This window comes from Aeromicrobium sp. (assembly GCF_036676885.1).
Taxonomy (GTDB): domain Bacteria; phylum Actinomycetota; class Actinomycetes; order Propionibacteriales; family Nocardioidaceae; genus Aeromicrobium.
Genome location: NZ_JAKFCB010000059.1, coordinates 1 through 17,019, shown reverse-complemented (window position 1 = coordinate 17,019; position 17,019 = coordinate 1). Strand labels below are relative to the sequence as shown.

Sequence of the window (17,019 nt, the reverse complement as noted above, 5' to 3'; positions counted from 1 at the left end):
GAAGACGATCCCCGCTTCGGAGTCATCGGGGACGACAACGGCGTCCCCACCATCGCGGTCCTGAACGGCGATCCTCTCTACGCGGGGCTCAACCTCAGCGGCCAGAAGATCCCGCTCGCGGACGTGCGGCTGCTGGCGCCGGTGATCCCGCGCAGCAAGGTCGTGTGTGTCGGCAAGAACTACGTCAAGCACGCGGCCGAGATGGGCGGCGAGGTGCCCGAGGAGCCGCTGATCTTCCTCAAGCCCAACACCAGTGTCATCGGGCCGGGGGAGCCGATCTTCTATCCCGACCAGAGCGAGAACGTCCACTTCGAGGGCGAGCTCGCCGTCGTGATCGGCCGGATCTGCCGCGACATCTCCGCCGAGGACGCCGCCAAGGTGATCTTCGGCTACACGATCGGCAACGACGTCACGGCCCGCGACCTGCAGGCCAAGGACGGCCAGTGGGCCCGCGCCAAGGGCTTCGACACGTTCTGCCCGCTCGGCCCGTGGATCGAGACCGACTTCGACCCCTCCAAGGTCCAGGTCACGACCCGCCTCGGGGACGAGGTCAAGCAGGACGGCAACACCTCCGACATGGTCTTCACCGTCCCGGCCATCATCGAGTACGTGTCGTCGTTCATGACGCTGCTGCCCGGCGACGTGATCCTGACCGGTACGCCCGACGGCGTCGGCCCCATGCAGGTCGGCGACGAGGTCAGCGTGACCATCGAAGGCATCGGCACCCTGACGAACAGCGTGGTCTCCCGTGAGCAATGACATTTCGACGACCTCAATGGGCGGGGAGGCCATCCGCCCGGTCGTGGCTCGCTTCTGCCCGTCGCCGACCGGCAACCCGCACGTCGGCATGGCCCGTACGGCGCTGTTCAGCTGGGCGTTCGCGCGCCATCACGGCGGGACGTTCGTGTTCCGCATCGAGGACACCGACCTGTCGCGCGACACCGAGGAGTCCTACCAGCTCCTGATCGACGTCATGCGCTGGCTCGGGCTCGACTGGGACGAGGGCCCCGAGGTCGGTGGCCCCAACGGCCCCTACCGCCAGTCCGAACGCATGGACATCTACGCCGACGTGGCGCAGCAGCTGCTCGACGCGGGCTTCGCCTACAAGGCGTACGACACCGCCGAGGAGCTCGAGGCGCGCCGCAACGCGGCCCGTGCGGCCGGCAAGCCGAGCGGCTACGACGGCCTGCACCGCGACCTCACGCCCGAGCAGATCGCGGCGTACGAGGCGGAGGGCCGCGAGCCCGTCATCCGCTTCAAGATGCCCGACAAGGACTACACGTTCACCGACCTGGTCCGCGGCGAGATCACGTTCGACTCCGCCAACGTGCAGGACTATGTCCTCGTACGCGCGAACGGCCAGCCGCTCTACACGCTGACCAACCCGACCGACGACGCCCTGATGGGCATCACGCACGTGCTCCGCGGCGAGGACCTGCTGAGCTCGACCCCGCGGCAGATCGCGCTCTACGAGGCGTTCGCGGAGATCGGCATCGGCGGCGGGTTCACCCCCGAGTTCGGCCACCTGCCGTTCGTCATGGGGGAGGGCAACCGCAAGCTCTCCAAGCGCGACCCCGAGTCGAACCTGCTCGACTACAAGCCCAAGGGATTCCTGCCCGAGGGCCTGCTCAACTACATGGCGCTGCTGGGCTGGTCGATCGCCGAGGACCGCGACATCTTCTCGATCCCGGAGATGGTCGAGGCGTTCGAGATCGGCCGGGTCAACCCCAACCCCGCACGGTTCGACATCAAGAAGTGCGAGGCGATCAACGGCTCGCACGTACGCCTGCTCTCTGAGTCCGACCTGCGCGATCGCCTGGTGCCGTACTTCCAGGACGCCGGTCTGATCGACGCCGAGCCGACCGCGGACCAGCTCCGTACGCTCGAGGCCGCGACACCGCTCGTGCACGAGCGCATGACGTTGCTCACGGAGGCCGTCGACATGCTGCGGTTCCTGTTCATCGCCGAGGCCGACTTCTCGATCGATGAGGCCGACCGCGCCAAGAACCTCGACGAGGCGGGCGTCGCCGTCGTACGCGCGGCGCACGAGGCGCTCTCAGGGGTGACGGACTGGTCGACCGAGCCGATCGAGGAGGCGCTCCGCGGCGCGCTCATCGAGGGTCTCGGACTCAAGCCCAGACTGGCATTCGGGCCCGTTCGCGTTGCGGTCACGGGCAGCCGGATCTCGCCGCCGCTGTTCGAGTCGCTCGAGCTGCTCGGACGCGACGCCACGCTGGCGCGACTCTCGGCCGTCATGGCGTCGTGAGAGGTGGTCCCGGTTTGGGCACGAGAGGTCCGGTCGGGTAAAGTGTGACCTCGGCTCGGACACCGTCCGCAGCCATTGGGATATGGTGTAATTGGCAACACAGCGGTTTCTGGTACCGCCATTCTAGGTTCGAGTCCTAGTATCCCAGCGAAACCCTCCGAGCGGCTCTCGAGCGTGCTTTGGTAGGGTTTCGTGCGGTCGCAAGACCACCCATGGCCCCGTTGTGTAGCGGCCTAGCACGCCGCCCTCTCAAGGCGGTAGCGCGGGTTCGAATCCCGTCGGGGCTACCCATGGGCAAAGACCCGGACCTCGGTCCGGGTCTTTGCATTTCGTGGACCGTCGCTCCTCGATGGGCATACCTTCGGGTCATGGATGACATCTCGATTGTCGGCATCATCATCGCGGCGCTCAGCTTCTTCGTCCTCGGCGGCGTCTGGTACACCGTCCTCTTCGGCAAGCTGTGGCGTGCCGAGATGGGCATCTCCGAGGAGGAGGCCGCCGGCATGAGCCCCAACCCGTTGATGTTCGTGTGGTCGATCCTCGTGTCGCTGGTCATTGCGGTCACGCTGGCCAAGCTCATCAGCGAGAGCAGTGCCGAGTACGGCTTCAAGGTCGGCCTGGGCGTGGGCGCCGGTGTCGGTGCGGCGATCCTCGCGCAGAACTACGTGTACGAGTCGAAGTCCGTCCGGTTCTTCGCCATCAACGCCGGATACGTCGTCGTGGGGCTCGCCGCGATGGGCACGATCATCGGCGCATTCCAGGCCCCCTGACCCGCCCCGCGTCCGTGTCCGAAACCCGCCGGTATGTGTCGGCGGTGGCCGTCATGATGGACGTATGCACACCGACCACGACCGCTGCTACCTCGCCGCCAAGTCGCGCGACGCGCGCTTCGACGGGGTGTTCTACGTGGGCGTCAAGACGACCGGCATCTACTGCCGCCCCTCCTGCCCGGCGGTGACGCCGAAGTCGGAGAACGTCACGTTCTATGCGTCCGCCGCCGCGGCCCAGGACGCCGGCTTCCGCGCATGCCGCCGGTGCCGCCCCGACACGACCCCAGGGTCGCCGGAGTGGAACGTCCGTGCCGACGCCGTGGGCCGCGCGATGCGGCTGATCGCCGACGGTGTCGTCGAGCGGGAGGGCGTCGAGGGCCTGGCGAGCCGGCTCGGCTACAGCCACCGGCACGTGACCCGCATGCTGACCCAGGAGCTCGGTGCCGGACCATTGGCGCTGGCGCGCAGCAACCGTGCCCACGCCGCCCGCATCCTCATCGAGACGACCGACATGCCGATGTCCGACATCGCGTTCGCGGCCGGGTTCGCGTCGATCCGGCAGTTCAACGACTCCGTGCGGCACGTCTACGCGCTGTCGCCGACCGAGATGCGTGGCCGCCGACGCAGCGCCCCGACGGGCCGCGTGACGCTGCGCCTGGCCGTGCGCCAGCCGTTCCACGTCGATGGGCTGCTCGAGTTCCTCGGCGGCCGCACGATCACCGGTGTCGAGCGGATCGACGGTCGCACGTACGCGCGCGTGCTGCGGCTCCCCCACGGTCTCGGCGCGGTCCAGCTGACGCTGCACGACGACCACGTCGCCTGTGAGCTCGAGCTCGACGACCTGCGCGACACCGCGGTCGCGGTGCAACGCTGCCGCCGCCTGCTCGACCTCGACGCCGATCCGTTGGCGATCGACGAGGTCCTGTCGGCCGACCCGCTGCTCGTGCCGCTCGTCGCGGGGGCGCCGGGCCTGCGGCTGCCGAGCCAGGTCGACGGGTTCGAGGTCGCCGTCCGGGCGATCGTCGGCCAGCAGGTGTCGGTCGCCGGCGCGCGTACGATCCTCGGCCGGTTCGCCGAGGCCTACGGCACGCCGGTGGCATTCGACCTGGCCGCATCGCACGGGCTGACGCACGCGTTCGCCACACCCGAGGCGCTCGCCGAGGCCGACGACACCGCGCTGAGCATGCCGCGGAGCCGGGCCAGGGCGCTGATCGGCATCTCCCAGGCGGTCGCGGACGGCAAGCTCGAGCTCGATCCCGGAGCGGACCGTGACGCCGTACGCGCGGACCTCGTCGCGCTGCCCGGCATCGGGCCGTGGACCGCCGACTACATCTGCATGCGGGCCCTGGCCCATCCCGACGTCATGCTCGAGACCGACCTGATCATCCGCCGCATGCTCGAGCGCCACGGTGTCGAGCCCGAGCGGACCGAACGATGGAAGCCATGGCGCTCCTATGCCGCCATGCACCTCTGGCGCGCCAGCGTCGATGTCGAAGGGACACAAAGATGAGCACACGTTGGATGGAGTCGCCGATCGGCGGGCTCCGCATCCATGCCTCTGCAGGACTGATCACCGCGATCGACTTCGGAGCCACCAACCCGCGCAAGCGCCGCGCGAGCGATCCGCTGCTCGATGCTGCCGAGCAGCAGCTCAGCGAGTACTTCAAGGGGGAGCGCACCGAGTTCGACCTCCCGCTCGCGAGCGAGGGATCGGAGTTCCAGAAGAAGGTGTGGGCCGAGCTGCAGCGCATCCCGTACGGCGAGACGGCCAGCTACGGCGACATCGCCCGGCGCCTGGGCTACGAGCCGGTGATCTCCCGCGCGGTCGGTGCGGCCAACGGCGCCAACCCGATTCCGATCCTGGTGCCGTGCCACCGCGTCATCGGGTCGGACGGCTCGCTGACGGGCTATGCCGGGGGGCTCGAGCGCAAGAAGACCTTGCTCGACCTCGAGGTGCCGGGCCTGTTCTGAGACCCCCGTTGTTCGCCATGACGTGCGACGATGTCGACATAGTCATCCGAGCATGAGGAGAAGTCATGGCCGCGAATTCGAAGTCGTCGAAGAAGCCGGGCAAGGGCAAGAAGTTCTCGCCGGAAGCTGAGCTCGCCGCTGCGCAGGAGGCCATCAAGAGCCTGCGCTCGACTGTCGCCAAGCTCGAGAAGAACGTCGGCAAGCTCGAGGACAGGTTCGAGAAGAGAGTTTCCGAGCTGCGGGATGATGCCAAGAAGCTCCGTGTCGCCGCGGAGAAGGCAGGCAAGTCCGCGGTCAAGTCGGCCAAGGATGCCGGCAAGTCAGCCGCGAAGTCTGCCCGCAAGGTGACAGACACCAAGCCTGCTCCGGCCAAGAAGGAGAAGGTCGAGGTCGTCCCGGTGGAGAAGGCGCCCAAGTCGGAGATGACGGTCGCGGAGCTGCGGGCCGCCGCCCGCGCTCAGGGCGTCTCGGGCTACTCGCGGATGACCAAGGCCCAGCTGGTCGCGGCGCTCAAGCGCTGACTGTTTGGCGCCGTCTCACCCGTGCGTTCGCCGTCCGTTCACCGCGGTCGGCCATGGTGCGTGACATACGTACCGGAGGTGATGATGGCGACCAAGCCCGGCAAGAAGCCCGGACGCACCAAGACCGACAAGAAGCTTGCTGCCGCAGTTGCGACCGTCGACGAGCTGACGGCGGAGCTCAAGACGCTCCGCGCTCGGGTCAAGACGCTCGAGGTCGAGGCGGAGACGTGGAAGAAGCGTGCCGAGAAGCAGCGATCGCGCGTGCAGAAGGTGCGCGCGAAGGCCGAGAAGGCGATCGCCGAGGCGACCGCCAAGCGCAAGAAGGCCAAGGCGAAGGCGCGTCAGGCGATCGCGGATCACCCGCGGGCGGAGCCCCTGGCCCTCAGGGATGCCCCCAGGGCACCGCAGCCGACCTGGACCGTGGCGCAGCTGCGCGAGGCGGCGAGGGAGCAGGGCCTGGCCGGCTACTCACGCATGCGCAAGGACCAGCTGCTCGCCGAGCTGATCTAGCCGCGGGTCTGTGGACGACGGGTTCGACGGCGTCGGCCGCTGCCGGTGATCGTGGGGCATGACCTCACCCGACTTTCCTGCCGTCCACAGTCCGGTCGACCTGGAGCTCCTCTGGCGCCGGCTCATCGAGCCGCTCGGCTTCAGCAGCCGGCAGATCTTCGCGATCCTGCTGGACCGTGACGGCCAGGTGTTCCCGTCGATCGTCAACATCACGGACTGCCCGGCAGCACCGGACGGTCAGATGCTCGTCAACCTCGCGAGATCGCTGCGGACCGCCCTCGACGATGCAGATCCTGACGGCTCGTGCGCACTGCTGTGGGCGCGACCGACGCCGGCCGGCACGCGTGCCTCCGACATCCAGTGGGTTCGCGCGATGACGGCGGTTGCGAGGGCGCATGCGCTCGGCGAGTGGCCTGTGCACACCGCCGACGACGCGGTCCTCCGGGTGATGTCGCCCGATGACCTCGCGGCGTAGCCACCAGGTTCGGTCAGCTCGACCGGCGGAGGCTCTGCGAGAGGCGTTCGGCGGCGGCGACGACGGCAGGGGCGTGCATACGGCCGGGCTGGCGGGTCAGTCGCTCGAGCGGGCCGGAGACCGACACGGCGGCGACGACCTTGCCGGAGGGGGAGCGGACCGGGGCGGAGACCGAGCCGACACCCGTCTCGCGCTCGCCGACGCTCTGCGCCCAACCGCGACGGCGTACGGCTGACAGCTCGGCGGCCGAGAAGGTCGCCTTGAGCAGCCCCTTGTTCATGCGCTCGGGGTCCTCCCACGACAGCAGGACCTGCGCGGCGGAACCGGCGCTCATCGTCAGCTGACCGCCGACCGGGATCGAGTCGCGGAGGCCGGTCGGGCGATCGGCGGCCGCGACGCATACGCGGAAGTCGCCCTGGCGGCGGAACAGCTGGGCGGACTCGCCGGTGATGTCGCGCAGGCGGGCGAGCACGGGCCCGGCGGCCGCGAGCAGACGGTCCTCACCGGCGGCTGCGGCGAGCTCCCCGAGACGGGGGCCGAGGATGAAGCGTCCTTGCATGTCACGAGCGACGAGTCGATGATGTTCGAGTGCCACCGCGAGGCGGTGGGCGGTCGGCCGCGCCAGCCCGGTGCTCGCGACGAGACCGGCCAGCGTGGCGGGCCCGGGCTCGAGCGCGGCGAGCACGAGAGCGGCTTTGTCGAGAACGCCGACTCCGCTAGAGTTGTCCATGTCTTGATACTGCCGTATCGCATTGTGAGACGCAAGTGCATACTGGTGGTAGTGCCGAGGGGCACGAACGCAGCTGAGGAGAGCACCATGGGCAAGACCCTTGCCGAGAAGATCTGGGACGAGCACGTCGTACGCAGCCACGAGGGCGAGCCTGACCTGCTCTACATCGACCTCCACCTGATTCACGAGGTGACGAGTCCTCAGGCCTTCGACGGGCTCCGCATCGCGGGGCGTACCGTACGCCGCCCCGACCTCACGCTCGCGACCGAGGATCACAACATCCCGACGACGGACCTCGACAAGCCGATCGCCGACCTGGTGTCGCGCACGCAGGTCGAGACGCTGCGCCGCAACTGCGAGGAGTTCGGCGTACGCCTGCACCCCATGGGCGACATCGACCAGGGCATCGTCCACGTCGTCGGCCCGCAGCTCGGCCTGACCCAGCCCGGCATGACGATCGTGTGCGGCGATTCGCACACCTCGACGCACGGTGCCTTCGGCTCGATCGCGTTCGGCATCGGCACGTCCGAGGTCGAGCACGTGCTGGCGACGCAGTCGTTGTCGCAGGCCAGGCCCAAGATGATGGCCGTCGACGTCGTCGGCGAGCTGCCGGTCGGCTCGACCGCCAAGGACCTGATCCTGTCGCTCATCACGCAGGAGACGACCGGTGGCGGCCAGGGCTACATCGTCGAGTACCGCGGCGAGGCCATCCGCAAGCTGTCGATGGAAGCCCGCATGACGATCTGCAACATGTCGATCGAGTGGGGCGCCAAGGCGGGTCTCATCGCGCCGGACCAGACGACGTACGACTACCTCAAGGGCCGTCCGAACGCGCCGCAGGGCGCCGACTGGGACGCCGCCGTGGCCTACTGGGACAGCCTCGTCACGGACGACGACGCCGAGTTCGACAAGGTCATCACGATCGACGCGTCGACCATCACGCCGTTCGTCACCTGGGGCACCAACCCCGGCCAGGGTGTGCCGCTGTCGGGCAACGTGCCCGACCCGGCGACGTTCGAGGACGACAACGAGCGCATCGCCGCCGAGAACGCCCTGCGCTACATGGGCCTCGAGGCCGGCACGCCGATGAAGGACATCAAGGTCGACACGGTGTTCATCGGCTCGTGCACCAACGGTCGCATCGAGGACCTGCGTGTCGCCGCCAAGCTGATCGAGGGCCACAAGGTCGCCCCCGACACGCGCATCCTCGTGGTGCCGGGATCGGTGCGCGTACGCCTGCAGGCCGAGCAGGAGGGCCTCGACGTGATCTTCAAGGACGCCGGTGCAGAGTGGCGCGGTGCGGGCTGCTCGATGTGCCTGGGCATGAACCCCGACCAGCTCACGCCGGGGGAGCGCAGCGCTTCGACGTCCAACCGCAACTTCGAGGGTCGCCAGGGCAAGGGCGGACGTACGCACCTGGTGTCGCCCGACGTCGCCGTCGCGACCGGCGTCCTGGGCCACCTGGCCGGGCCCGCCGACCTCGCCGAGCTCGAGAAGGCAGGAGCCTGACTATGGAGAAGTTCAGCAGTCACACAGGCGTCGGCGCTCCGCTGCGTCGCAGCAACGTCGACACCGACCAGATCATCCCTGCCGTGTGGCTCAAGAAGGTCACGCGTGACGGCTTCGAGGAGGGCCTGTTCTCGGCCTGGCGCAGCGACCCTTCGTTCGTGCTCAACCAGGACGCGTACAAGAACGCCACGGTGCTCGTCGCCGGACCCGACTTCGGCACGGGCTCGTCGCGTGAGCATGCCGTCTGGGCGCTGCAGAACTACGGCTTCAAGGTCGTCATCTCGCCGCGCTTCGGCGACATCTTCCGCGGCAACTCCGGCAAGGCCGGGCTGCTCGCGGCGCAGGTCGACGACAAGGTCGTGCAGCGGCTCTGGGACTACCTCGACGCCAACCCGGGCGCGACGATCACGGTCGACCTCGAGTCGCGCACGGTCAAGGCCGGCGACGGCGTCGATGCGATCGAGGACTCGTTCACGATCGACGACTACACCCGTTGGCGCCTGCTCGAGGGTCTCGACGACGTCGGCATCACGCTGAGCCACGAGGACGACATCGTCACGTACGAGAAGTCACGCCCCAGCTTCAAGCCCGCCACCCTCTGACAGAACCCCGCTGACGAGAGGGTTCCCGTCCGCTGAGGAGAGGGTTCCCGTCTGCTGAGGAGAGGCTCTCGGTTCGTGACGAGACGCCATCCCTCTCGTCAGCGCGCCGGTTCCCTCTCGTCAGCGTCAGGTCCAGATCTTGATGGACGTGATCTCGCCGGAGGGGCCGGTCTCGACGAAGACACGCTGGCCGACGCGGAGATGACGGATGTGGTCGGCGAGCGACGCGGCGGGGAAGTCCATCGGCATGCCCTCGTCGGTCAGGAGGCTCCCGGCCCGCGTGGACTGGTCGAAGCTCGCAACGGTGCCCTGCATGGCAGTCACCCTAGTCGGGGCCGAAAGGTTTAGGCTCGCCCTCATGGTGAAACGTCCTGTTCCGCTCACGATCAAGATCATCAAGTTCTTCCTACGACCGATCCTGATGATGACGACGAAGCGTGACTGGCAGGGCATGGAGAACCTCCCGGAGGGCGGATTCGTCCTCGCGCCCAACCATGTGTCCCACGCCGACCCGTTCCTGATCGGGCACTTCATGCTCGACAACAACATCGCGCCGCGGTTCCTGACGAAGGACACGCTCGTCGGTGCCAAGTGGTACGGCTGGATCCTGCGCAGCGCCGAGCAGATCCCGGTCTACCGCAGCACCGAGGGTGCCGCCGAGTCGCTCCGTGCCGCCGAGGCCGCCGTCGAGGCGGGCCATGTCGTCACGATCTACCCCGAGGGCACGATCACCCGTGACCCGGCTGCCTGGCCCATGAGCGGGCGTACGGGCGCCGTACGCGTGGCGCTGAGCACCGGAAAGCCGGTCGTGCCCCTCATGCAGTGGGGGCCGCAGGAGATCCTCTGGCCGTACGCCAAGAAGCTGCGGCTGTTCCCGCGCAAGACGATCCACATCCGCGTGGGCAAGCCGATCGACCTGTCCGACTTCGAGGGCAAGGAGCTCACCGAAGAGGTCCTCCACGCGGCCACGGATCGGCTGATGGATACCTTGACTGCGATGATGGCCGAGGTGAGAGGCGAACTGCCCTCGACACCCCGCATCGATGTGCATACCTTGAGCAGGCCGAAGAGCAACTACAAGAACTCGGCACCTCCGAAGAGATGGGATTCGTGAATGGCTCAGACAGCCGTGATGGGCGCAGGATCATGGGGTACCGCGTTCGCGATGGTGCTGGCCGATGCCGGCAACGACGTACGCCTGTGGGGGCGGCGAGCTGAGCTGTGCGAGGCGATCAACTCCAAGCACGAGAACCCCGACTACCTGCCCGGCATCGCGCTCCCGAAGGAGATCACCGCGACGCCCGACCCCGCCGAGGCGATGGCCGGCGCGGAGATCGTCGTGCTCGCGGTCCCGTCGCAGCAGCTGCGTGACAACCTCAAGTCGTGGAGTGAGCACGTCCCGGCTGACGCCGTCATGGTGAGCCTCATGAAGGGCGTCGAGCTCGGCACCCACAAGCGCATGAGCGAGGTCATCGCCGAGATCACCGGCGCCGGCCCCGAGCGCATCGCCGTGGTCTCCGGGCCCAACCTGGCCCGCGAGATCGCCAACCGCGAGCCCGCGGCCAGCGTCGTGGCGTGCGAGGACCAGGGCGTCGCCGAGCGGATCCAGAAGCTGTGCCACACGGCGGCCTTCCGGCCATACTCGATGACCGACGTCATCGGGTGCGAGCTCGCCGGCACGGCCAAGAACATCATCGGCCTCGCGGTCGGCGTGTGCGTCGGCCTCGGCTACGGCGACAACACCAAGGCGTCGGTCATCACGCGCGGGCTCGCCGAGACGGCCCGGCTCGGCGCCGCGATCGGTGCTGACCCGGTCACGTTCATGGGACTCGCCGGCATGGGCGACCTCGTCGCGACCTGCATGTCACCGCTGTCGCGCAACCGTACGTTCGGCGAGAAGCTCGGGCGGGGGATGAGCGTCGAGGAGGTCATGGCCCAGACGAGCCAGGTCGCCGAGGGCGTCAAGTCCTGTGTGTCGGTCAGCGAGCTGGCGAAGCTGCACAACGTCGAGATGCCGATCGTCGAGCACGTCGCAGCCCTGATCGCCGGCGAGATGAGCCCCGACGAGCTCGTCGCGGCGCTGATCTCGCGCCAGGCCAAGCCCGAGACGGTCTAGCGTCAGGCGAACGCCGCGAGCACGTTCTGGATGTCGATCCAGAGGTCCTCGACGTCCTCGATGCCGACCGAGAACCGGATCAGGCCCTCGGGCACGGACTGCGGCTCGCTGGGGTGGCGCCGGCGACGCTCCCAGCTCGACTCGACGCCGCCCAGGCTCGTCGCGTACGTGATGATGTCGCTCTGCTCGGTCATCTTCTGGGCGACCTGCGCCCCGCCGGCGACCTCGAACGCGATGATCGTGCCGAATCCCGGATAGCGCGAGTAGACGATGCGGCTCGAGGCCGACAGGCGTTTGTGCAGCTCCCTGGCGTTGGCCTCGGCCCGGTCCAGCCGGACGTGGAGCGTACGCATGCCGCGGGCGGCGAGCCACGTCTCCATCGCGCCGGGGATCGCGCCGAGCACCGAGCGGCGCCTCTCGATCGCGGTGTAGGCCCGGTCGCTGTTGGTCACGACGGCGCCGAGGATCAGGTCGCTGTGGCCGGACAGCAGCTTCGACGCCGAGTGGACGACGAAGTCCGCTCCCTGCTCGAGCGGCTTCTGGCGCAGGGGAGTGGCGAACGTGTTGTCGACTGCCACCGCTGCGCCGGAGTGCGAGGCCGCCGCCGAGATCGTGGCGATGTCGGCGATCTCCAGCGACGGGTTGGTCGGCGACTCGATCCACACGAGCGCGGCGCCCTCGGCGGCGTTGATGACCAGCTGGGTGTTGTCGATGTCGACGAGCTTGAGCTCGATCTGGCCGCGTCGGGCGCGCTCCTGGAGCTGGGTGAGCGTCCCGTAGTACGCGTGACGCGGCGCCACCACGGTCGCCTTGCCCGGAACCAGGTCGAACAGGGCGCTGGCGGCGGCGGTGCCGGAGGCGAAGGCCAGGGCGCGACCGCCCTCGAGCGCACCGAGCACGGTCTCGAACGAGTCCCAGGTCGGGTTGCCCTGCCGCCCGTACTCAGACGGGCCACCGGGCACCAGCGCACTGGCCAGGGTGATGGGCGCGTTGAGGGGTCCTCCCGGGACGCGGTTCGGCCGCCCCGCGCCAACAGCGATCGTCGAGGGCGAAAGTTCATGTCCGGGCATGAGGACATCATGCCCTGACCGGTATCGTGCTCCGCAATGAGCCTCTCGGTGAACACCTCGGTCGACAAACCAAGACTTGCTGTCATTTTTGGCGGCCGTTCCAGTGAGCATGGGGTTTCGTGCCTCACCGCTCGCGAGGTCATCGCGGCGATCGACCGGGATCGCTACGACGTACGCCCGATCGGCATCACCCGCGACGGCGCGTGGGTCCAGGAGACCGCCGAGTGGCCCGAGCTGATGCCGGGGCAGCTCCCGGAGGTGCGGGACGACCTCCCGGCGTTCGTGTGGGAGGACCTGCGCGGCTTCGATGCGGTCTTCCCGCTGCTGCACGGCCCGTGGGGCGAGGACGGCACGATCCAGGGCCTGCTCGAGATGGCAGACGTCCGTTACGTCGGCGCCGGTGTGCTCTCGAGCGCGGTGAGCATGGACAAGCCGTTCACCAAGACCGTCTTCTCGGCCGCCGGGCTGCCGCAGATCCCGTACGTCACGGTGCTGCCGTGGCAGTGGAAGGGCGAGCGCGACCGGGTCGAGGCGCGGATCCGGGCCTTGGGGCTGCCGGTCTTCGTCAAGCCCGCCCGTGCCGGCTCGAGCTCCGGTGTGACGATGGTCGACACCTGGGAGGAGCTCGACAGCGCCGTCAACAAGGCGCGCGACTTCGACCCCAAGGTCATCGTGGAGGCCGGGGCCAAGGGCAAGCGCGAGCTCGAGTGCGCCGTCATCCAGGAGCTGGACGGCAAGCCGATCGCCAGCGTCGTCGGCGAGATCACGGTCGAGGAGGACTCCGCGCACGAGTTCTACGACTTCGAGGCCAAGTACCTCGACGGCACGAGCCGCAACGTCGTCCCGGCCGACATCCCCGTGACGCTGAGCGAGCGCATCCGCACGTACGCCGTACAGGCCTTCGAGGCGGTCGGCTGCGAGGGGCTCGCCCGCGTCGACTTCTTCCTCACCGACGACGGCCTGGTCATCAACGAGATCAACACCATGCCGGGCTTCACGCCGTACTCGATGTTCCCGGTCCTGTGGCAGGCGAGCGGGATGTCATACCCCGAGCTGGTCGACCGGCTGATCCAGCTCGCCCTGAGCCGGGAGACCGGCCTCCGTTAGACGCAAGGCGTCCTCACGGGGTCGTGCCTGGCGATCGAGTCGGCGAGGTCCGCGAGGGCGTCCGCCTCCGGCTCGTACTCGTGAGGGACCTCGACGCTGACGTAGTAGTCGCGGCCGATCGTGGTGAACAGGTAGCCGTCTGACGTCGACTCGGTGAACCAGCCGATGTCGGCGACGATGTCGCAGCGGGCGGCCGGTCCGAGGTCCTCGGGCCTCTCGACCCCGCAGCGCAGGATGATCGGCGGATCGCCCCAGGCCGATGCGTTCTTGTCCTTGACCCTGCGGCTGTCCTGGCCGCCGACCGTCAGCGGCACGTCGGCGAAGAGCCCCTTGCAGTTGACTGCCGTGCCGGGCTCGGTCGGGTACGTGTCGACCGACAGCCCTGACCCGCACCCCGCCGTGACAAGTGCCGCAGCGAATGCGGCGGCGAGGAGAAGGCGCCGCAACGGCCTAGATGCGGACGATGGGGCAGGTGAGCGTCCGGGTGATGCCCGGGACGTTCTGGATCGTCGTGACGACCAGGGCGCCGAGCTCGTCGACGCTGGGGCCTTCGGCGCGCACGATCACGTCGTACGGACCGGTCACGTCCTCGGCGAGCGTCACGCCGTCGATGGCGGCGATCGCGGTCGCGACCTCGGCGGCCTTGCCGACCTCGGTCTGGACGAGGATGTATGCCTGCACAGCCATCGTGGAACTCCTTCGGTTGACCGGACTGTGCCACGCTACCCGATGCGCCTCCTCGCGTGCGCCGCTGCCTACGACACAATGGCGCGTATGGCGACCACTGCTCCGGAAGAACCGACGATCGGCGACATCGGGGAGTTCGGCCTCATCGACCAGGTACGCGCCCAGATCGGCGACAACCGGCATGTCCTGATCGGTCCCGGCGACGACGCGGCCCACATCTCGACGAAGGACGGCAGCTTCCTGGTCTCGACCGACCTCCTCGTCGAGGGCCGTCATTTCCGGCGCGACTGGTCCTCACCGCACGACATCGGCCGCAAGGCGGCGGCCTGCAACCTGTCCGACATCAACGCCATGGGCGGCGTCGCGACGGCCCTCACGGTGGGCTTCGGCGCACCCGCCGACCTGCCGGTGTCGTGGGTGCTGGAGATGACGCGCGGGTTCGAGGCCGAGTGCGCGCACGTGGGGGCCCACATCGTCGGTGGCGATGTCACGGCGTCGGACAAGATCATCATCGCCGTCACCGCGATGGGTGACGCCGCACGACCCGTTCTGCGGTCCGGGGCGCTGCCCGGCGACGTCGTGGCGTATGCCGGGCAGCTGGGGCTGGCCGGCGCCGGGTTCGCCGCTTTGAGCCGTGGTTTCCGGTCGCCCAAGGTCGCGGTCGACGCGCACCGCGTGCCGCATCCGCCGTACGCCGCCGGGCCGCAGGCTGCCGGTGCCGGCGCGACCGCATTGACCGACATCAGTGACGGCCTGCTCGCCGACGTCGGCCACATCGCCGAGGCCAGCAGCGTCGCGATCGACCTCGACTCGTCGACGTTCGTGGTCCCGGAGGCGGTGACGACGGTCAGTGACGCGCTCGGCGTCGACGCGCTCACCTTCGTGCTGACCGGCGGCGACGACTACGCGCTCGCGGCGACGTTCAGCTCACAGGCGACGCTGCCGGACGGGTGGACCCGCATCGGCACGGTGTCCGACGGTGCGGGTGTGACCGTCGACGGCAAGGCGTACGAAGGCATCACCGGCCACCAGCACTGGCGCTGAGGGACGCCGACAGCCGCGGGCGAGGGGCGAGGCTCAGCCCTGGATCCGCGCGAACGGCTGGGCGGCCTCGAGCTCGTACGCCAGCTCGAGGAGGGTCTGCTCGTCACCGTGGTCCGCGGAGAAGTGCACGCCGATCGGCATGTCCGCCGACGACCGCCCGAGCGGCAGCGAGATCGCCGGGCCGCCGGAAGCATTGTTGAGCGGGGTGAACGCGGCGTACTGGATCAACCGCTCGAACATCACCGTGAACTCGACGGCGGGGGACAGGAACCCCAGCTCCGGCGTCGCGTAACCCAGGGTCGGCGACATCGCGACGTCCACGTCGGCGAACGCCGCGCGATAGCGCAGCTCGGACCGCTTGAGGCCGCGGATCGCGGTCGGCGTGCGCCACGCCTGGCGGATGAACCTCCGTGCGAGGCCGCGCGTGAGCGGGTCGGTGAGCGTCTTGTCGAAGCCCGGCCCCATGACCCGGCCGCCGAAGTGCTGCGTCGAGAACGCCAGCAGGCCCCAGTAGTGCTTGAAGTCCTCCATGAACGCCTTGTCGACCGGGAGCGGGATCTCGACGACCTCGTGGCCCAGCGACCCCAGCAGGTCTGCCGTCGCCAGGACGGCCTTGCGGGTGTCCTCGTCGGTCGGCTTGCCGGTGACCGAGTCGACGACCAGCCCGATGCGGAGGCGGCGCTCTGAGGGTCCCTCGACGAGTCCGAGCGGCTTGAGTCCTGGTGCGGGCCGGTATGCCTGCGTCGCCGCCATGAAGTGCGCGGTGTCGCGGACCGTACGCGTGACGACGCCGTTGGAGATGATGTCGACCGGCAGCTTCGCGGCCTCCGCGGCGGGGACGACCCGGCCGCGAGTCGGCTTGAGCCCGACGAGACCACATGCCGCGGCCGGGATGCGGATCGAGCCCCCGCCGTCGTTGGCGTGTGCGATCGGCACGACGCCGGAAGCCACCAGTGCCGCGGCACCGCCGGAGGACGCACCGGCGGAGTAGCCGGTGTTCCACGGGTTGCGGGTCGGCGGCAGGGTCGCGTACTCGGTCGTGGCGTTGAAGCCGAACTCGGGCATTGTCGTCTTGCCCAGCACCGTGAACCCGGCGGACAGGAACTGCTCCGTGAACGGGGCGTGGGTCAGCGCCGGGCGGGACTTGACCGCCAGTGACCCCTGGTCGGACGGCAGGCCCGCGACGTCGGTGTTGTCCTTGACGAACGTCGGCACGCCGGCGAAGACGCCCTCGGCGGGCCGTTCAGATGCCGCGAGGCCGCGCTCGAAGTCGCGATGCTGGATCGCGTTGAGCGCCGGGTTCACCTGCTCGGCGCGGGCGATCGCCGCCTCGACCGCCTCACGGGCGCTGATGTCTCCCGAGGCAATAGCAGCGGCGACCCCGACAGTGTCGAGGTCGCCGAGTGCGTCATCGCCGAAGGCGTGTACGCGAGTGGGTTCCGTGGTCACGAGATGACTCTAGGGTCATATCGCAACCAGCGGCAGTGGTTAGCGCGAAACCTTGCCGGCCTTGAGGCACGAGGTGCACACGTTGACACGCTTGGGGGTTCCGTCCACCACAGCGCGAACACGCTGGATGTTGGGATCGAAACGACGCTTGGTGCGTCGGTGCGAGTGGGAGACGTTGTGGCCGAAGCCAGG

General features: G+C 68.9%; 21 protein-coding genes and 2 tRNA genes. 16 read left to right on the top strand and 7 right to left on the bottom strand.

Annotated features, from left to right (window positions below; all coding sequences use genetic code 11):
* The 10 genes from V6M46_RS03375 to V6M46_RS03330 form a co-directional block, all read left to right on the top strand.
* On the top strand, positions 1–759 hold a 759-nt coding region (locus V6M46_RS03375; protein WP_332662355.1), incomplete at its 5' end, for a fumarylacetoacetate hydrolase family protein.
* 16 nt (positions 760–775) lie between these two features.
* Complete coding sequence (gene gltX, locus V6M46_RS03370; RefSeq protein WP_332662357.1) at positions 776–2,266, top strand: glutamate--tRNA ligase; 1,491 nt, start codon at positions 776–778, stop codon at positions 2,264–2,266.
* 76 nt (positions 2,267–2,342) lie between these two features.
* Positions 2,343–2,414, top strand: a tRNA-Gln gene (locus tag V6M46_RS03365).
* 66 nt (positions 2,415–2,480) lie between these two features.
* Positions 2,481–2,553: transfer RNA gene (locus V6M46_RS03360), tRNA-Glu, on the top strand.
* 81 nt (positions 2,554–2,634) lie between these two features.
* On the top strand, positions 2,635–3,036 hold the full coding sequence (locus tag V6M46_RS03355; protein WP_332662354.1) for a DUF1761 domain-containing protein: 402 nt from the start codon (positions 2,635–2,637) through the stop codon (positions 3,034–3,036).
* Positions 3,037–3,100: 64 nt separating this feature from the next.
* The gene (locus tag V6M46_RS03350; protein ID WP_332662353.1) at positions 3,101–4,546 is read left to right on the top strand and encodes an AlkA N-terminal domain-containing protein; all 1,446 of its coding nucleotides are present in this window, start codon (positions 3,101–3,103) and stop codon (positions 4,544–4,546) included.
* Entirely contained in the window at positions 4,543–5,007 is a 465-nt protein-coding gene (locus V6M46_RS03345; protein ID WP_332662352.1) for a methylated-DNA--[protein]-cysteine S-methyltransferase, read from the top strand. The genes V6M46_RS03350 and V6M46_RS03345 overlap by 4 nt, the downstream gene beginning before the upstream one ends.
* Positions 5,008–5,072: 65 nt before the next feature.
* A complete protein-coding gene (locus tag V6M46_RS03340) occupies positions 5,073–5,528 on the top strand; it encodes a Rho termination factor N-terminal domain-containing protein (protein ID WP_332662351.1) in 456 nt (151 codons plus the stop codon).
* Between the two features lie 84 nt (positions 5,529–5,612).
* A complete protein-coding gene (locus tag V6M46_RS03335) occupies positions 5,613–6,038 on the top strand; it encodes a Rho termination factor N-terminal domain-containing protein (RefSeq protein WP_332662350.1) in 426 nt (141 codons plus the stop codon).
* Between the two features lie 58 nt (positions 6,039–6,096).
* Positions 6,097–6,513 carry a hypothetical protein gene (locus tag V6M46_RS03330; RefSeq protein ID WP_332662349.1) on the top strand — a complete coding sequence of 139 codons (417 nt, stop codon included), beginning with the start codon at positions 6,097–6,099 and terminating at the stop codon, positions 6,511–6,513.
* Between the two features lie 13 nt (positions 6,514–6,526).
* Here the strand turns inward: V6M46_RS03330 and V6M46_RS03325 are convergent, their stop codons facing one another.
* Positions 6,527–7,243 carry an IclR family transcriptional regulator gene (locus V6M46_RS03325; protein ID WP_332662348.1) on the bottom strand — a complete coding sequence of 239 codons (717 nt, stop codon included), beginning with the start codon at positions 7,241–7,243 and terminating at the stop codon, positions 6,527–6,529.
* Between the two features lie 87 nt (positions 7,244–7,330).
* Here V6M46_RS03325 and leuC point away from each other — a divergent pair, with 87 nt between their 5' ends.
* Both leuC and leuD read left to right on the top strand, forming a co-directional pair.
* A complete protein-coding gene (gene leuC / locus V6M46_RS03320; protein ID WP_332662347.1) occupies positions 7,331–8,752 on the top strand; it encodes a 3-isopropylmalate dehydratase large subunit in 1,422 nt (473 codons plus the stop codon).
* A gap of 2 nt (positions 8,753–8,754) precedes the next feature.
* Positions 8,755–9,354 (top strand): 3-isopropylmalate dehydratase small subunit, encoded by a 600-nt coding sequence (gene leuD / locus V6M46_RS03315; RefSeq protein WP_159540918.1) that lies wholly within the window; start codon positions 8,755–8,757, stop codon positions 9,352–9,354.
* A 126-nt stretch (positions 9,355–9,480) separates the two neighbouring features.
* Here the strand turns inward: leuD and V6M46_RS03310 are convergent, their stop codons facing one another.
* On the bottom strand, positions 9,481–9,669 hold the full coding sequence (locus V6M46_RS03310; RefSeq protein ID WP_332662346.1) for a hypothetical protein: 189 nt from the start codon (positions 9,667–9,669) through the stop codon (positions 9,481–9,483).
* A gap of 43 nt (positions 9,670–9,712) precedes the next feature.
* Between V6M46_RS03310 and V6M46_RS03305 the strand changes: the two genes are divergently transcribed.
* Complete coding sequence (locus V6M46_RS03305) at positions 9,713–10,468, top strand: lysophospholipid acyltransferase family protein (RefSeq protein WP_332662345.1); 756 nt, start codon at positions 9,713–9,715, stop codon at positions 10,466–10,468.
* Positions 10,469–11,470 (top strand): NAD(P)H-dependent glycerol-3-phosphate dehydrogenase, encoded by a 1,002-nt coding sequence (locus tag V6M46_RS03300; RefSeq protein WP_332662344.1) that lies wholly within the window; start codon positions 10,469–10,471, stop codon positions 11,468–11,470.
* 2 nt (positions 11,471–11,472) lie between these two features.
* Here the strand turns inward: V6M46_RS03300 and V6M46_RS03295 are convergent, their stop codons facing one another.
* Positions 11,473–12,540 carry a trans-sulfuration enzyme family protein gene (locus V6M46_RS03295; RefSeq protein ID WP_332662343.1) on the bottom strand — a complete coding sequence of 356 codons (1,068 nt, stop codon included), beginning with the start codon at positions 12,538–12,540 and terminating at the stop codon, positions 11,473–11,475.
* A gap of 36 nt (positions 12,541–12,576) precedes the next feature.
* Here V6M46_RS03295 and V6M46_RS03290 point away from each other — a divergent pair, with 36 nt between their 5' ends.
* Complete coding sequence (locus V6M46_RS03290; RefSeq protein WP_332662342.1) at positions 12,577–13,647, top strand: D-alanine--D-alanine ligase family protein; 1,071 nt, start codon at positions 12,577–12,579, stop codon at positions 13,645–13,647.
* Here the strand turns inward: V6M46_RS03290 and V6M46_RS03285 are convergent.
* Together V6M46_RS03285 and V6M46_RS03280 are read right to left on the bottom strand one after the other, a co-directional pair.
* A complete protein-coding gene (locus V6M46_RS03285; protein WP_332662341.1) occupies positions 13,644–14,093 on the bottom strand; it encodes a DUF3515 domain-containing protein in 450 nt (149 codons plus the stop codon). The two genes, V6M46_RS03290 and V6M46_RS03285, sit on opposite strands and share 4 nt — an antisense overlap.
* Positions 14,094–14,097: 4 nt before the next feature.
* Positions 14,098–14,334, bottom strand: coding sequence for an Lrp/AsnC ligand binding domain-containing protein (locus V6M46_RS03280; RefSeq protein ID WP_056213083.1), 237 nt, complete (start codon positions 14,332–14,334; stop codon positions 14,098–14,100).
* An 87-nt stretch (positions 14,335–14,421) separates the two neighbouring features.
* Between V6M46_RS03280 and V6M46_RS03275 the strand changes: the two genes are divergently transcribed.
* Positions 14,422–15,378 carry a thiamine-phosphate kinase gene (locus V6M46_RS03275; RefSeq protein WP_332662339.1) on the top strand — a complete coding sequence of 319 codons (957 nt, stop codon included), beginning with the start codon at positions 14,422–14,424 and terminating at the stop codon, positions 15,376–15,378.
* A 33-nt stretch (positions 15,379–15,411) separates the two neighbouring features.
* Here the strand turns inward: V6M46_RS03275 and V6M46_RS03270 are convergent, their stop codons facing one another.
* The gene (locus tag V6M46_RS03270) at positions 15,412–16,827 is read right to left on the bottom strand and encodes an amidase (RefSeq protein ID WP_332662338.1); all 1,416 of its coding nucleotides are present in this window, start codon (positions 16,825–16,827) and stop codon (positions 15,412–15,414) included.
* A 39-nt stretch (positions 16,828–16,866) separates the two neighbouring features.
* Positions 16,867–17,019 (bottom strand): 50S ribosomal protein L28 (gene rpmB, locus V6M46_RS03265; RefSeq protein WP_332662356.1); only part of this gene is annotated, 153 nt, incomplete at its 5' end.

Excerpts from the sequence above, each read along its gene's own strand:
- V6M46_RS03305 (WP_332662345.1), top strand. The coding sequence starts at position 9,713 with ATGGTGAAACGTCCTGTTCCGCTCACGATCAAGATCATCAAGTTCTTC.
- V6M46_RS03330 (WP_332662349.1), top strand. The coding sequence starts at position 6,097 with ATGACCTCACCCGACTTTCCTGCCGTCCACAGTCCGGTCGACCTGGAG.
- V6M46_RS03295 (WP_332662343.1), bottom strand. The coding sequence starts at position 12,540 with ATGCCCGGACATGAACTTTCGCCCTCGACGATCGCTGTTGGCGCGGGG.
- V6M46_RS03335 (WP_332662350.1), top strand. The coding sequence starts at position 5,613 with ATGGCGACCAAGCCCGGCAAGAAGCCCGGACGCACCAAGACCGACAAG.
- leuD (WP_159540918.1), top strand. The coding sequence starts at position 8,755 with ATGGAGAAGTTCAGCAGTCACACAGGCGTCGGCGCTCCGCTGCGTCGC.
- V6M46_RS03355 (WP_332662354.1), top strand. The coding sequence starts at position 2,635 with ATGGATGACATCTCGATTGTCGGCATCATCATCGCGGCGCTCAGCTTC.
- V6M46_RS03275 (WP_332662339.1), top strand. The coding sequence starts at position 14,422 with ATGGCGACCACTGCTCCGGAAGAACCGACGATCGGCGACATCGGGGAG.
- V6M46_RS03345 (WP_332662352.1), top strand. The coding sequence starts at position 4,543 with ATGAGCACACGTTGGATGGAGTCGCCGATCGGCGGGCTCCGCATCCAT.
- gltX (WP_332662357.1), top strand. The coding sequence starts at position 776 with ATGGGCGGGGAGGCCATCCGCCCGGTCGTGGCTCGCTTCTGCCCGTCG.
- leuC (WP_332662347.1), top strand. The coding sequence starts at position 7,331 with ATGGGCAAGACCCTTGCCGAGAAGATCTGGGACGAGCACGTCGTACGC.
- V6M46_RS03340 (WP_332662351.1), top strand. The coding sequence starts at position 5,073 with ATGGCCGCGAATTCGAAGTCGTCGAAGAAGCCGGGCAAGGGCAAGAAG.
- V6M46_RS03300 (WP_332662344.1), top strand. The coding sequence starts at position 10,469 with ATGGCTCAGACAGCCGTGATGGGCGCAGGATCATGGGGTACCGCGTTC.
- V6M46_RS03290 (WP_332662342.1), top strand. The coding sequence starts at position 12,577 with ATGAGCCTCTCGGTGAACACCTCGGTCGACAAACCAAGACTTGCTGTC.
- V6M46_RS03325 (WP_332662348.1), bottom strand. The coding sequence starts at position 7,243 with ATGGACAACTCTAGCGGAGTCGGCGTTCTCGACAAAGCCGCTCTCGTG.
- V6M46_RS03280 (WP_056213083.1), bottom strand. The coding sequence starts at position 14,334 with ATGGCTGTGCAGGCATACATCCTCGTCCAGACCGAGGTCGGCAAGGCC.
- V6M46_RS03350 (WP_332662353.1), top strand. The coding sequence starts at position 3,101 with ATGCACACCGACCACGACCGCTGCTACCTCGCCGCCAAGTCGCGCGAC.
- V6M46_RS03310 (WP_332662346.1), bottom strand. The coding sequence starts at position 9,669 with ATGCAGGGCACCGTTGCGAGCTTCGACCAGTCCACGCGGGCCGGGAGC.